The sequence below is a fragment of the Paenibacillus sp. JT22N1 genome, assembly GCF_059692155.1.
In genome coordinates, this window is sequence record NZ_JCAUAW010000019.1 from 33,811 (window position 1) to 49,368 (window position 15,558).

Consider the following 15,558-nt stretch of genomic DNA (forward strand, 5'->3'; position numbering starts at 1 on the left):
CGCTTCGGCGCATTGTTTTGTTATCTATTGTACCATTAACACGGCTGTCCGGGAGGGAAAATCTGGTCTTCCTATCAGTTGATGGAATTTACAGTAACGCCGGCAAGGGAGTAGATAAACACTGGTGCTCCAGTCAGAGGCACGCTTACAACTCCTGATACTGCAGCCATATATTTGTAACTCCCATCAATTCCAACAATCGTTACACCTGGATCAGATGTCGCAATTTGGGCCGTTCGGGAAGTGCTGCTTGTCGTTTTCCAGCTCGCATCCCATAAAGATGTGATGTACTTGTTCTTATTCTCGTCCCAGAATTGATACCCATAATAAGGATTAGCCACATTCGATACTGCGCCTAGATATTTCGAGTCCTTAAGCACCCTAATCAAAGTATAGTAGCCGTAATAGCTCTCTTTCGGTTTACCGTTCCAGTCGATCAGTCCTAGGTTATGCTCCAAATTGTTAGTCTCCGTGCCGTCATCGGCAAAATCATACCAATGCATCGTTCGGATTCCGTTTGCGATGGCGTGCATGTAAGCTCTGGCCAAGTAATTTCTTTGGGTGGATCGATCCACCGTTTTTAAGTAGCTTCCGCCTGTATAGGTGCTCCAGCCTAGCTCGGTAACTACGATTGGCTTTTCTCCATCACCATGGCTAGCCATGACGGTTTTCAGTTCCTGGAACGATTGGAGCAGCTTTTCAGGTGCGCCTTGTTCCAGCCCTGGAACAGCAGGATACTCATATTTGACGTAAGGATGGACATCCATGACATCGAAATACGTTTTCACCAAGGCGCCATTCTGTCCATCGGAATTATACAAGGCATCCAGCCAATTCAATCCCTCATCCGCTTTTAATCGATCAAGGCCGGCGAGAGCAGGCTCTACAAGCAAGCTCTTGCTGCTGACCGCTTTCAAGCTGTCATGATTTGCCTTTAGAGCGGCCGCTGCAGCAGCCGGATCTCTTTTGGCAAGATCAGGTTCATTATAAGTTGAGAACGTATAGGCGCCTCCATTATTATCGGACTGAACAAAGCCCGGTCCATGATAAAAGTAGTGGAAATTTAGTCCGCTTTTGCCGTACAGCGTTTTCATTGCGCTGCTGTGGTCCCACCATCTGTTCTTGTTAATTCCCCCAAGATCCCTTAGCAGTCGTAATTTGTTCATCAAGAACACATCTTCCGTCTCGCCATGGTGCACATAGTTTCCTCCACCGTAAGGAGCATCGTTGATGGCAAAAATATCTCCGACCTTCTCCCCGCCAAGAACAGATGGCGTCGTAATTTTCAACGTCTCAACATCTTTCCTCTCTCCACCGGTTGAATGGAAGGGAGTTACGGCTACATAATAGGTAGTCTCCGGCTTCAGGGCGAAATACGATAAGTATTTGCCGACCTGCTCAAGGGACTTGGCCTCAGCCACGAATTTCGGCGTCAAACCTGTCGTACTCGCAAAAGGTGAGGTCTCGATATAAACGCCGTATTTGGTTACATTATTGACAACGCTGTTATAGCTGGACCAGTCCAGATATAGCGTGCTGTAATTTTTGAGCTCCGCAGTAAACTCAACTTGATCCGGCGTCGACTTCTTCGGAAGCGCAGGGTCGTACAGCTTCCAGCCCCAGATCGCCACTTCTCCGACCGTTAAGATCTCCGAGTTATTCGCATTATGCATAATAATTTTGACGTATTTCGCAGGCTTGCCTGGAACACCGTAGCCCGGCGTATTCACGATCGCGTTCGCTGTGCGGCTGCTCTCATTAGGCGTATAACCGAGAGACGTATAGTTCACACCGTCGGTACTGACGAGAACCTCATACCCGTCCATGAACTTATTGCCGCCCGATGCCAATGTCCATACATCGATTTTCCCGATTTGATACACATCGTTCAAGTTGAAGACAACCGCGCCGAACTTCCCTTTCGAACCCCAGATCGAGTTGGTCGTAGAAGCCGCATCGGATTCTTTACTGGAACCGTCAATTAAATCCGGTGCTCCCCCTACAGTGTCATTCTTGGAGCTATCGTTATCGTATTTGATTAAATCTCCATCTGTAATGAACGGGTAATCGGTCAACCACTCGTAGGATGCGCCAGTCGCAATCTTGGGAAGGGACGTATTATAATAATAGCCGGAAGACCTTAAATAGTTATTGCTCAAAATAGCCATCGGCTCCAGAGCATCGCCATATACGGCCACTTCACCTAGCCTCATGACTTGCTTTGCCGGATCCTTGTGCATAATGACTTTGATATATTGCGCATAAACGGCAGGCTTGACGGCAAGCGTAACAGGGGCAAAACCTGAGCCGGATGTATTCGCATTGTCCGCAGCCCCAACCCTGTTGTAAGTCACTCCGTCGAAGCTGGCATACACCTCAAAATTTCTCATATGACTATTATTGTCCGTGTCCGCCCATACCTTCACCGATGATACCTTATAGACGGATTTCAAGTCGTATATAAGCGTTCCATATGCGGCAGAGCCTTCCGCGCTCCCCGTTGTGCTGCTCGTGTTATCGTCTGGACCGTTACTGCCATCCGTCATATCCGGCCCACCGGTGTCATCCGAAGCGATCAGAGCCGGATCCGTCGCATGGATCCCTTCTGTCAACCAGGTATAGGACGCTCCGGTAGTCATATCCGCTGTCCCCTCAGGGAAAAGTGTCCCTCCGATCACATTTCCGCTTAGTACCTTCTCGCCGTTTGCCGCCTGAACAGTATGACTTTCCAAAGGAAAAGCAACGGAAACCAAGCCGAGCAGAAAGGCAAATGCAACTACAAGAGTACAGCTCTTTTTCATAAATCTCATGGCAAAGCTCCTCTCTGGAATGTGGCGTACAGGATCGGAACAGCTTCGTCGGCTGCTGCTCCAGAAGGCATGTCATCACCTTTTGAACGTGCCTCGACGGTCACTATACTACTCGCCGTATAACTGCCATCGTCGGTCGTCACGGTAATCGTTGCCACACCTGCTGATACTCCAGTAATGGTTGCATGCTGCTTGTTGACCTCTTGCGTAACACTAACAACCGCCGGATTGCTCGATGTGAAGCGGACCTGCTTGTTGCTTGAATTGCTTGGTTGGACCTTTGCGTTCAGGGATATCGCTTGACCCTCTTTCAAAGTTACGGTCGAGCGGTTCATTGTAACCCCTGTTACTTGCACATCGCCGTCTGTTACAGGTGCCTTGATTGTCACCGTACTTATTGCCGTATAGCCACCATCGTCTGTCGTCACAGTAATCGTTGCCGTACCCGCTGACACACCAGTGACGGTTGCTTGCAGACCATAGACCCCTTGCACAACGCTTGCCACCGCTGGATCACTCGATGTAAAGCGCACTTGTTTGTTGGTTGAGTTGCCAGGAAGGAGCGTCGCATTCAGGACGGTCGTTTCTCCCAGATTCAATGATGCCGTCATTTGGTCCAGCGTAACCCCTGTTACCCGCACTTCGGGCGCAGCGATTTCGGTGAAAATCACATCTTCAAACAACTGCGTATTTTTGCTGGAACCAATCCCGCTCATGTATTCAAGCCAACCGCGTCGGGTAGTTCCGTCATTCTCATTAATCAGCATGGAAAACCCGAAGATGTCTTTGTCCTGTGGCGATTGGCCTTCAGGCAGCAGCTCCGACCACGGAATCGCAAGCTCGTAGGTGGTGGCAATGTCGCTGCGATTAACCACTGCTTGCACAGTCGTCATCTCCCCTGTCGATTTACCATTAGCTGACAACCATCTCCAGACCATCGGGCCTTGTTCTCCTAGCGCGATACCGAACTCGTTGTTTTCCGCGCTGCCGATGCCGTTAACTCTTCCTGTATCAATGGAGAACTGTATGCTATCCCCCTGCCACATGTCGCCGCCAGTTCCTTTTTGAACATGGATATTATCTTGAACTTCCATACCAAAGTAGAGATGGCTGCGGTCCCACTTCAGATAGCCTTTGCCGCTTAAATCCTGCTCACCGCCCCAATTGGCGATGTTCTTATTTTGATCCGATCGGTTGATGACGATAGGCATGCCATTATGCCAGCTTGCCTCTAACAGTTTGCCATCTATGATCGGCGCCGTCTGGTCGTTCACAGCTGCAATAAAATTAAACGGTCTCTCCACGATCTTCGTAAATCCGCTATCCAACTCAACCATGAGTTTTAACTTGGCTCTCGCCTTTTCCGGAAGCTCGGTGATCGGAATCGTTATTTTCTTAATTTCCCCGGGTAAGAGCCCCTCGAAAGCAATCGGGCCGCTTTGTCCTAAGACCAAATATACAGCCTCGGTAACGCTTATAGTGCCGCTAAGCTCTTTGTCCTCAGTCGCATTCTCCACATAAATTGCCGTATTCCATTGATCCCATTGCCCGGGTACAGCAATCTCAGGCGCCATGCGGACTTTGATCGTCTCCAGTACATTAGCCTTTAATTTCATGGACGCAACAAGCGATGTGCCCGAGATGACTTGGAGCGTAAGCTCCTGGACTTTCTCTTCCGCGTTAAGCGGAACGGGAATAGCAATCGGAATGGCCGTCGTTCCCGCTGTAAAGTTTACGTCACCTTCCAGCTTCCATTCATCGGATGGACCAATTAGCTCCAACCTTCCGTCCAGCTCCGCACCCATCCCGAATCGGTTGATCGCAGCGTGGATAACCTCTCCACGTCTAACATCCACCGAGGGAGTCTTTAACACAAAGGAATCATCAATGGATGAAATCTCCACGCCCGTGCTGGAGTAAATAAACACAGGTGCGCCATTAATCGTTAAGCTTGCGCTTCCATCGTTGACCGGCAAATAGGTGTAGCTTCCGTCAATACCCACAACGGTAACCCCGGCGTCCTTCGTTTTGAAGGTTGCTGTTTTGGTAGATTCATCCGCCGCCCAAAGTGACGTAATATATTGGTTCTTTCCTTCATGCCAGTATTCATACCCATAATATGGGTGTTCGACATTAGGCTGGGCTCTTACGTATTTGGCGTCTTTCAGTACCTTAGACATCGTATAGTAAGCATAATAGCTTGGCTTCGGAATGCCGTTCCAGTCGATGAGTCCCAAATTATGCTCTAGATTAGTCGCATCGAGTCCGTCATCCTGGAAATCATACCAATGCATTCTCTTTATCCCGCCAGCAATCGCATGCATATAAGCTCTAGCCAAATAGTTGCGCTGTGTGATCAGATTCACCGGACGAAGATAACTGCTTCCAGTATAGGTGCTCCATCCTAGCTCCGTGAAGATAATCGGCTTCTCCTGATCGCCATATTTGGCTTTCAGCGCCTGGATGTCTTCAATTTTCTTAATCAGCATTTCCGGCGCGCCTGGAATGAGTCCGGGCAAGCTACCTTCATGGTTTTTCACATAGGGGTGTACATCAAGTACGTCAAAATAGGTTTTCACTAAAGCCCCATTTTGCCCGTCTGATTTATATAAGTTCTCAAGCCAAGTCATACTTGCTGGTTCAGTTCCGCCAAGAGCAGGCTCGACCAGTAAATTTCGGCTATCTACCGCCTTCAGGCTCTCGTGGTTTTGCTTAAATTGCATGGCGAGTGCAGAAGGATTTGTGCCCTTTAAGTCAGGCTCATTAACCGTGGAGAAGGACCAAGTTCCTTGTTTGTTTTCCATCGGAACATCTTGTGGCCCGTGGTAGAACGTATGGAACCCAACCCCGTATTTATTAGAGAACGTTTTGACCCAAGAATCATGAATCCACCAACGGTTGAAGTTAATCCCTTCGATGCCTCTCGTCAGAATAAGCCTGCGGATGATGTTCTCATCCTCTTTGCTCCCGTGCTGCACATAATTGCCTCCGCCATAAGGCGTATCGTTAATAGCGAAAATGTCCCCGACCTTCTCCCCACCGAGAACGCTAGGTGTCGTGATTTTGACCGTTTTAACATCCTTGCGTTCGCCCGAGGCGGTACTCGTCGGAGTTACTGCGATGTAATAAGTCGTCTCTGGCTCCAAAGAAGAAACAAGCAGAAACTTCCCCTTCTGTTCAACCGATCCGTTATCGGCCGTCACATGAGCGGGTAGCCCGTTTGTTGTCGTAAAGTCGCTCTTCCGAATGTAGATGCTGTATTTATTGACCTTATTGACTACGGAATTATACGCAGACCAATCCAGATATAGCGTGTTGTAATTTTTCACATAGGTCGTGAATTCGACCTGATCCGGGTTGTCTTTCTTGGCAAGCGTCACATCATACAGCTTCCAGCCCCAGATTGCGATCTCTCCGGCAATCAGTCGGTCGGAGTCGTTGGCATTATGCATGACGATTCTTACATATTTCGCATGCTTGCCGGGGATGCCGTAGGAAGGCGTGTTAACCATGCCATTTGTATATCGGCTGTTAGGATTGGCAGTGTATCCGCTTGAGAAATAGTTGACGTTATCGACGCTTAGCAAAACCTCATAGCCGTCCATGAAATTACCGCTCTCCGCTTTGGACCACACATCGATATTCCCGATCTGATACATATCATTTAATGTAAAAGTTACCGTTCCGTATTTCCCTTGGGAGCCTGCGGCCATACTGGCTATCGTATCTGCCGTTTCCTCCGTGCTCGAACCGTCAATTAGATCAGGCAAGCCGCTGACGCTCCCATCATTCTTAGCGCCGGCTTCATTGTCGCTCGTCATTAAACCAGCTTGCGTCACAAAGGGCTGTTCGGTGCTCCATTTATAGGTTGCCTTTGTATCCACCTTTGGCATCCCTGTGGCATAGTAACCACCAGCTTTTAACTGGTTATTGCTTAGAATCGCCGGCGCTTCCGCAGCGTCGCCCCATATCGCCACTTCTCCTATGCTCATCATGAGCTTAGCCGGATTTTTGTGCAGGATGACCTTTACATATCTAGCATATGGAGCAGGTTTGATACTGCTGGTCACTGGAACTATGCCTGCGTCATCCCCGTATGTACTTTCGGTATCTGCAACGCGGTTGTAATTCACACCGTCGATGCTTGCATAAATCTCAACCTGCTTTAAACCGCTTGTTCCAGAGAATTCGGACCAAACCTGCAAGGCGGATACCCGGTATACGGCTTGCAGGTCATAGACCAACGTTCCGTGAGCTGCTCCTGATTGACTGTAGGTTGATGTGACAACGCTTACAGAACCGTCTGTCATTTGGGCCGCATCGCCAGAATCTGCAGCCAAAAGTCCGGGATTCGTCGCATAAAGCCCTTCCTGCTGCCAATTATATACGGCTCCAGTATCAATGACCGGTATATTTTCCGGAAACAATTGGCCTATTGTATTACCACTTAGCAGCTTTGATACATCCGACTCGGCCGCATGCGCGATAGGTGCATCAGTCGATGCCATACCTATGCTTTGAATAAACAATAACATTGCTAAGATGATGGGACCTATTTTTTTTAACATTACAGAACTCCCTTCTCCTAATGAATAGCCTGACTTAGATAATCGCTTGATTGCCTACAATGACGTCACACTTCCTCTCACCTCCACCTAAATCTTGGGTTCCATTGTATGATGAGACTAACCTTATCAAATGCAGTTGAAATCACAATAGACAGTTTTTGTCGGACGTCGCATTTCTTTCGATCCAACGCTGTATGAGCGCAATTCAACTCTCCCAATAAAACCTTCTTAAAAGATGTAACTTGATCCGCCCATATGTCACTTCCATGAATGGAAAAAAGCATACCGAGACAAGAGAACTCTCTTGCCCAGCATGCCAGTTGATATACGAATTTAAATGGAATGGTACAAGTTCCGATAACCACTTGGTGTCAACTCCGTCAAACGCTTGAACGTATGACAAAAGTGGGAAATATCCTGAAACCCTACAGAAGCTGCAACCTCTGTAATGGGCAGATCGCTCCCCTGTAAGTATTCCTTCGCTTTGTTGATGCGATAGGCAATTAGAAACTCATTGACAGAAACCCCTGTATCCTGTTTGAAAATTTTACAAAGATACGATCGCGAAAGGTGAAACTGTCCGCACAAATCCTCTATACGCAAAGATTCCTGGTAGTGCTCCATCATATAGCTCAATATGTTTTCGACAACTCTCTTTCGTTCTCCCGAACTCGGCTGAACAATGCCTATATCCGTCTGATAACGGCCTAACTGAGTAAACATATGCAGCAGGAGTCCTTTCACAGCAAGGGGATATCCCAGCTGCTGTTCCCTGATTTCCCGCTCCAGTTGACTAAGCGTTTCCTGCAAGCCCAGCAATTGGCGGGCATTTAATTGGAGATGGAGGGAGTCGCTGCCCGGTCCTGGAAGCCACTGCTCGATCCATGCAGCTATCTGCATATCTCGCTCGTATAGACCCTCCAGATAGCTTTTCTCCACGGCAAGAACATAGCGATGAAAAGGAACCTCCATATCCGGGCGCGATCTATGCATGGCCATGGGCCTTACAACCGTGAAGCTTCCCGGTCCTAATTCATAAATCCGTTCACCAGCAATGTATTTGCCACTGCCTTGTATACATAAATAAAATTCGAATCCGCTATGCGAATGGAAGTTGCGCTGGTACAAGCTCGTCGTTCGATACAAACAATGAACGGGAAAGGCAGAGAGTGTCAGATTCGTCCACTCGTCTATTGCCGCCGCTCCAATGGCATCAGGTTGCTCCACCCGTTCTAAGTTTTCCGATTTCACCCCACTCACAGCTCTTCACTTCCTTCGGTTCTATTTCGTAGACAATACCCCAAGTCAATAAGAGCATACGCCAAGCCTCACGGTCATCCTGCATAGTATAGTGAACGTAGACACTACACTTTCATGGAGGAATACGACAATGCCAACTGCACTAACATCTGCTCATCTCGAACAAACCGCGAGCCAAATTTATGGTTACATGCTATCTGATCATTCGGGAAATTGGGGTTTGGATATTCATCACTGGGACTGGGTGCCCGGTGTCGGCGTTATATCGATACTAGCTTATTATGAAAGCACGCAAAAACCGGAGATCCTGAATCATCTGACCTCATGGGCACGCCAAAACCTGCATAAATCGGAGCATCTGAAGGTTATTAACTCCATGGCTCCCTTCGCCATATTTCCTGCTCTTTACAGTCACACGAAGGACCCCGTCTTTCTGGAAACTGCCGAGCGCATCGGGAAATGGATGCTAACTGAAGCTCCCCGTACAAGGGAAGGCGCGTTTGAGCATACCGTTACCGAAAATGCCAGCTTCCCTGAGCAGGTATGGGCTGACACGATCTTCATGGCTGATCTGTTCCTAGCGCGTCTTGCCCGCCTTACCGGCGAAACCGCCTATGCCCAAGAAGCTGTCAACCAGCTTGACCTCCACTTGCGACTGCTTCAGGACGACAGATCAGGTGTGCTGTTCCACGGTTGGAACTGCATCGCTCAGGATCATATGTCCGCCGCGCGCTGGACGAGAGCTAACGCATGGATCGCAGTCGCAACGCCGATGATACTGCAAGAAATCGATGGCCTCGCCCAGGTGCCCGAAGAAACTTTAGAGCGCTACCGCACTATGATGCAAGGGCTCATCCGATATCAACAAGCAGATGGTCTATGGGCCACCGTCATGGATCAACCTGATTACTATCCGGAGACTTCAGGCAGCGCCGGTATCGCTTGTGGCATTCTACTAGCCGTGAAACGCGGTTTGTTGGACCCATCCAGCAAAGAGGCAGCCTATCGTGCTGCTGAATCTATTCTATCAAAAGTTCTGCCTAGCGGGGAAGTAACCGGTGTGTCGGGCGGAACGCCTGTTATGCCAACAATTGAAGCTTATAACACAATTCCATGTTATCCAACGCTTTATGGACAGGGGCTAGTGCTAATGCTGCTCTCAGAAATGCTTGAAAAAAAGAAGGAGACCGCCATTTAATTGGCGAGCTCCTTTTTTTTCTACTTACCTAGTTCGGATGCTTGTCATTCGGCTTCAAGGAGATCGACAGCTGTTGCTGCGAACCGTCCGCACGATTGTCATCTCGCCTTGCTGTCACTTGCTCCGCTTCTTCATCAATGTCAATCAGAGGCAATTCCTTCACCGAGTCACCTATAGCTAACGAGAATAAAAACGCAGCTTTGTCCATTGCTTGGAAGTCTATTGTTTGCCGCTCGTCTGCGTAAATAACCAGATCTAATCCATAGATGTCTCCCTGTTTGCTCCATTCCCAGTTCCAACCGGCGGTAGCGGAGGGAACGTTTTTGTCGCCGTAGGCCAGTTGGTTCACTCCTTCACCCTCAAAGGCAGCATATAAGCTTTCGAAACGAAGAGGCAGTCCATTGATCTGCACTTGTGCTACAGCGCCTTCCTGCTCAATGCTCATACGCTCCAAGCAACCGCCAAATTCCATGCGAATCCGGAAATCAGTCGCCTCTATACAGCCTTGAATACGATCCAAATTCGGATGTGTATCCCCGCCGTTCGTCAGGAAATTTACGCCTAACAGCAGTTGGTTGCGGCTCGCCGCAACACTGAGAACTGCCGAGCAATAATCGTACCCATCATGTAAGCAGCGCATTTGCAGATAGGTTGGCTGACCGCTATTATCGAAATAAGCGACCATCCCTCTTGTTTGATTCCACATGATCTCTTTCCTAAACACTCCGATCGCATATTGCGGCGTGATGTAAGTCTCCGCCCATTTCACGAATCCGGTCTCCTCATTGCGATAATAAGGCTGCCTAAGATCACGCACCTCATCTCGGGCAAATTGCTCAATATATGGTTTCGGACATTGGATTCCACTGCCAAACCATTCCGCATCATAATCCAAATCGTCAGAGGCAAAGAAAACCAGCTTATTATCTGTTGCCACTTGCAGGAAGGATTTGGCCTTATTCGTCAGTAACGTACTGTAGCTGCGGCTGTGCGGACCAGCCCATTGCTGGGAGACCGGATGATAATGCTCCACCACCATTCGCCAGACCATGTCTAACAATTCGGCGGTTATGTCCTTCGCACGAGAATTGAGTGAATACTCGCGAATTTTGGACAGCTCCACAATGGCAATGACAGAATAGGTAGGACTGTTGAATTCTTGGAAGGTCCCTAGATTGGCTGTATATTGCAGCAGCTTCTCTAGCCTTTCCAGCCCATAATCAGCATAATCCTTCCGATCATACACCTCACCGGCAATCAAGGTCACAAATGCCCCCATAATCGCAATATTCGTATAGTGCGGTCCTACATTCCGTTTGATAATCGCGTCACATGCAAAGCTTACCGATTCTCGGATCTGATCTTTCAGCGCTTTAGTCATCTTATGACCGTGACGCAGTACTGCAAGAAGCAGCTCCTTGCCGCAAAAGTCCGCCCAGTTCCAATCAGGAGGAGCCATCTGTGTAAGCGGCTCTTCATAAAACCAAGGCCATATCCCATAAGTATCACTTAGCGGATTGCGATCCTGCAAGGATAACAATCGGCCAATGATATCATAGGCCCTCTGTTCATATTCCTTCATTTCCGTATTTAGCAAGCCAACCGCATAGAGCAGCGATTGATAAGTCGGATGAGTGGTTGGGTGATCCTTCGCCGTAAGCGTGGTATGATACCCCGGGCTATGAAAAGGACGACGAAGCATACAAACCTGAGAATCATACTCACTTTCTTTGGCTTTGATTGCTTTTATCAAAAGTGCTTTGTGATCAAGAATAGTCTCATTTATGCTCATGCTGAACAATCCTTCCAATTGGGTTTATAGAACGACGGGAAGGTCAGCCTACGCAAGCAAGCCGCCTTCCCGCAAATTCAGTTATATATATTGGGCGTGCACTGATTATTTCAAGAACTCTTTATTCTTCTCATACCACTCTTGTGCAAGCTTCTCCACATTGTCTCCGCCAAGGCGCTTCCACTCTTTACGCGACTCTTCCATAGCAGCCTCTGGGGTTGATGCACTGCCTCCAGTTACGGCTTTCACCTCGATTTGCGTAGCAATCGGATGGAACGTGGCGATCAGTTGGCTTACTTCCGGAATATCCGGGCTAAAGGCTATGTCTCTGCGATATTTGTTTTTGAGTGCCACATCCAGCGCCTGTGTCTTCAATTTGGCATATTCCTGGGAGAGCGGATCCTGAGCAGCCATGATCGGGAACCAGTCGGATTTTAGGCTATAATCAGTTACAATCGCATACTCAGCAGCGTAGCCAACTTCCTTACGGGATTTGTCAGCATCAATGACTTGCGGGATCTTGCCGTCTATTAGCTTGTAATGGGCATTTTCCTCGCCGTATTTCATCGCCATATCCCCTTTATCCATCATCCAATCGAGGAATTTAACAGCGGATTCGATTTTATCCTCTTTCATTTTACTGTTAAAGGCTACCAAAATATTCGCCGGAAGCTCTTGATACAGACCATTTTTCCCATACTTACTGGCCACTGGCTCTAAAGGAACCATTTTGGCATCAGGTACATTTTTCTTAAGATCCATATATTCGTTTTGCATATTCCATGAACCAAAATAAATACCTGCTTTGCCAGTCGTCCACATTTGTCGAGCGCGTTGGAAGTTGCTATCCGTGATATACTCCTTATCTAGCAAGCCTTGATCGAATAGTGTTTTCTGATAGGCAACAGAATCCTTGTAACGATCCAACGTTCTGCCAAACTTAAGCTTGCCCTCTTCCAAATACCATTGATTCTCATTCACGAAAAAGAGAGCTCTAATGATTTGCACACCGTTGCCATTAAACACAATAGGCACTGTATCTGCTTTACCATTACCGTCCGGATCTGCTTCCTTAAATTTCTTGGCTACCTCGATCAATTCTTCCGTTGTCGTTGGCGCCTTCAAGCCCAGCTTATCCAACCAATCCTGACGAATCCACATCCCATGGTTGGCAATTCCATCTATGCTTCGACTGCTAGTGACCGCATACATTTTGCCGTTAATCGTTGACGCTGATTTGAGCTCAGGATGTTCCTGCAGATACTTTTTCATAGTCGTGCTATATTTCTCGATGAAACCGTCTACCGGTTGTATAGCACCTTGGTTGGCCAATTGCGCAATATAGTTGCGGTCATACTCCCAAATGAGATCAGGTGCGCTCCCGGAAGCCACCAGGGTACTCAGCTTTTGTTGAGCCTGCGCACGAGGTACTGGCACCCAGGTTACCTTAGCCGGCGAATTTTCATTCATAAACTTTGTCCAACGGTTGCTCTCGTAGCTGCCTTCCTCAGCGGCTACTGTTCCACGATCAAAAGCGGAAATGCTGATCTCTTTCTTCGGACCGGCCGCTGTTGCTGTAGCAGCTGCACTTCCTTGAGGCTTTGCTGAACTGCCACCCTCTGTAGTCGTATTAGTACTGCAAGCGGCTAGTACTGCTAAAGACATACTTGCTGCAAGAACTGGTTTCCACGCATGTTTAGTCATTTTCAATGGTTCCATCCCCCTAAATATTGTGTGGTATATATCAAGGACTATTTGCCCCGAGATATCAGCCTTTAACCGATCCAATCAAGACGCCTTTGACAAAATGCTTCTGCAAGAACGGGTACACGATCAGAATGGGCGTGACTGCAATGACAATCGCCGCTGCTTTAATCCCTTCGGGAGTGAGCGTCATCTCCGCAACACCCTCGCTACCGGATGCATGATCCAGTAGATTCTGATCCACCTGCAGGATCATTTGATAGAGCTTAAGCGTTAAGGTTTGCTTGGTTGTTTTAGTAACGTACAGCAATACATTGAAGTAAGAATTCCACCAACCTACGGCATAAAAGAGTGAAATGGCAGCTATGATTGGTTTACATAACGGTAAAATGATTTGAAGCAGAATTCGCCAATCTCCTGCACCGTCAATAGACGCTGATTCCTCCACTTCCTCCGGTAAGCCTTCCATGAACGTTTTCATCACAAACATGTTGTACGTACTGATTAGTGAGGGAAGCCACAACGCCCAATAGGTATCCATAAGTCCTAAGGATTTAACTAGTATAAAATTCGGGATTACGCCCGAAACGAACAGCATGGTGAAGGTGATGAAAATGAGCAGCCCATTACGCCCCATCAGTCTTCGTCTGGAAAGCGGATATGCAGCCAGTAAAGTAAGTGTCATATTGAGCGCTGTGCCGACTATGGTTACTAGCACCGTATTCCACATCGCTACAAAGAGCTGTCCATCCTGAAAAAGACGCTTATAGGCCTCCGCGTTGAATTCGACCGGCCACAATGTCACCTCACCCGCTGTAATTGCCCTGCTGCTGCTGAAGGACGATACGACTTCATACCAGAACGGGTATAAGGCAATTAACGAAAGAAAGCCGAGTATCGCATAATTAGCTGAAGTACCAAGACGGGATAAAAGGGATTGCTTTTTATATAAACTTTGCATCGCTTACCATAACCCCCGTTCTCCGAACGCTCGAGTCAATCTGTTTACGCCTACGACCAGTATCAGGCCAACTGCGGATTGGAACAACCCTAAGGCCGTCGTATAGCTGTAATTCATGTTCTGCAAACCGACACGGTACACGTATGTACTAATTACATCCGCAACATCCAGGACGGACATGTTCTGCAGCACCAGTGTCTGCTCAAGCCCCACATCCATCATGTGCCCCATGCGGAGAACGAGCAGGATAGCGATTGTACTACGAATGCCAGGCAATGTAATATGCCAAATCTGACGCAGCTTGGATGCGCCGTCCATCTTGGCCGCCTCATACAGCTGCGGATCAATCGAGGCCATTGCAGCCAGATAAAGAATCGTGCCCCAGCCCGCTTCCCGCCATATGCCGGATAAGGTGTAAGCGACAGGCCACCAGCCGGAACTAGCCATGAAATAAATAGGCTCGATGCCAAACACCTTCGTCAGCACCAAATTGACAACACCCGTGCTTGGTGAAAGCATTGCAATAAAGATGCCTCCAAGGACAACCCATGAGATGAAATGGGGTAAGTAGAGCAGATTCTGAACGGTCCGTTTGTACCATTCCTTGCGTACCTCATTAAGCAGAAGCGCGAGTAGTATGGGCACCGGAAATCCAAAAACAAGGCTGTACACATTGAGCAGCAATGTATTTCTTAGTACTCTCCAGAAATCGATGCTTTGGAACAAGCTTATGAAGTGCTTAGCCCCTACCCACTTGCTGCCGAAGATGCCGTCGGCGAATCGGTAGTCCTTGAAGGCAATAATCTCGCCGATCATCGGAGCATATTTAAATAATAGATAAAATCCAATCACAGGCAGAAGCATCAGATACAAATGTCGATCCCGTATCAAGCGGCCTCGGAATGTGGACGGAATCGGCTTGGTTGGAATTGGCTTCCGCTGGCTTAACTTCTTATGTAAGCCGGTCACTCTTTCCTCCATGTTGTGTTCACCCTTTCCAAATGTGAGCCTGCTGTTGTGCCGGCGATATCATCGTATCCTGCCACTGCTTACTTGCAAATAGACACGTTTTGCTCTGCTGTCTTTTCTTAACAATTACCCTGTCACCTTACTTAAACTAGGTTCATTTTCCTAAGGTGACAGCAACTAAGGAATACGGTAACGAGGGCGGTTTACCTCGGTTTCCGTGCCTTGGCGGTGGAAGCGAGCTTATTTGAGTGCAGTGATGGGAGGTAGTGGCCCCATAAACCCGCTCTCCAAACCCA

8 protein-coding genes are annotated in these 15,558 nt (G+C 48.2%); 1 reads left to right on the top strand and 7 read right to left on the bottom strand.

Annotation, left to right across the window (positions count from 1 at the left end):
* Positions 1-74 precede the first annotated feature (74 nt).
* The 3 genes from AC58UU_RS29970 to AC58UU_RS29980 form a co-directional block, all read right to left on the bottom strand.
* Positions 75-2,810 (bottom strand): discoidin domain-containing protein, encoded by a 2,736-nt coding sequence (locus AC58UU_RS29970; protein ID WP_497321015.1) that lies wholly within the window; start codon positions 2,808-2,810, stop codon positions 75-77.
* Positions 2,807-7,378 (bottom strand): Ig-like domain-containing protein, encoded by a 4,572-nt coding sequence (locus tag AC58UU_RS29975; RefSeq protein WP_497321017.1) that lies wholly within the window; start codon positions 7,376-7,378, stop codon positions 2,807-2,809. Before AC58UU_RS29975 ends, AC58UU_RS29970 begins: the two co-directional genes overlap by 4 nt.
* Positions 7,379-7,711: 333 nt before the next feature.
* The gene (locus tag AC58UU_RS29980) at positions 7,712-8,638 is read right to left on the bottom strand and encodes an AraC family transcriptional regulator (protein ID WP_497321019.1); all 927 of its coding nucleotides are present in this window, start codon (positions 8,636-8,638) and stop codon (positions 7,712-7,714) included.
* Positions 8,639-8,768: 130 nt separating this feature from the next.
* Between AC58UU_RS29980 and AC58UU_RS29985 the strand changes: the two genes are divergently transcribed.
* On the top strand, positions 8,769-9,836 hold the full coding sequence (locus AC58UU_RS29985) for a glycoside hydrolase family 88/105 protein (RefSeq protein ID WP_497321021.1): 1,068 nt from the start codon (positions 8,769-8,771) through the stop codon (positions 9,834-9,836).
* 28 nt (positions 9,837-9,864) lie between these two features.
* Here the strand turns inward: AC58UU_RS29985 and AC58UU_RS29990 are convergent, their stop codons facing one another.
* From AC58UU_RS29990 to AC58UU_RS30005, 4 genes are all read right to left on the bottom strand, one after another.
* Positions 9,865-11,628 carry a DUF8769 domain-containing protein gene (locus AC58UU_RS29990; protein ID WP_497321023.1) on the bottom strand — a complete coding sequence of 588 codons (1,764 nt, stop codon included), beginning with the start codon at positions 11,626-11,628 and terminating at the stop codon, positions 9,865-9,867.
* A gap of 105 nt (positions 11,629-11,733) precedes the next feature.
* Positions 11,734-13,332, bottom strand: coding sequence for an extracellular solute-binding protein (locus tag AC58UU_RS29995; protein ID WP_497321166.1), 1,599 nt, complete (start codon positions 13,330-13,332; stop codon positions 11,734-11,736).
* Between the two features lie 64 nt (positions 13,333-13,396).
* Positions 13,397-14,293, bottom strand: coding sequence for a carbohydrate ABC transporter permease (locus AC58UU_RS30000; RefSeq protein ID WP_171646042.1), 897 nt, complete (start codon positions 14,291-14,293; stop codon positions 13,397-13,399).
* A 3-nt stretch (positions 14,294-14,296) separates the two neighbouring features.
* On the bottom strand, positions 14,297-15,274 hold the full coding sequence (locus AC58UU_RS30005) for an ABC transporter permease (protein WP_497321026.1): 978 nt from the start codon (positions 15,272-15,274) through the stop codon (positions 14,297-14,299).
* Positions 15,275-15,558 lie beyond the last annotated feature (284 nt).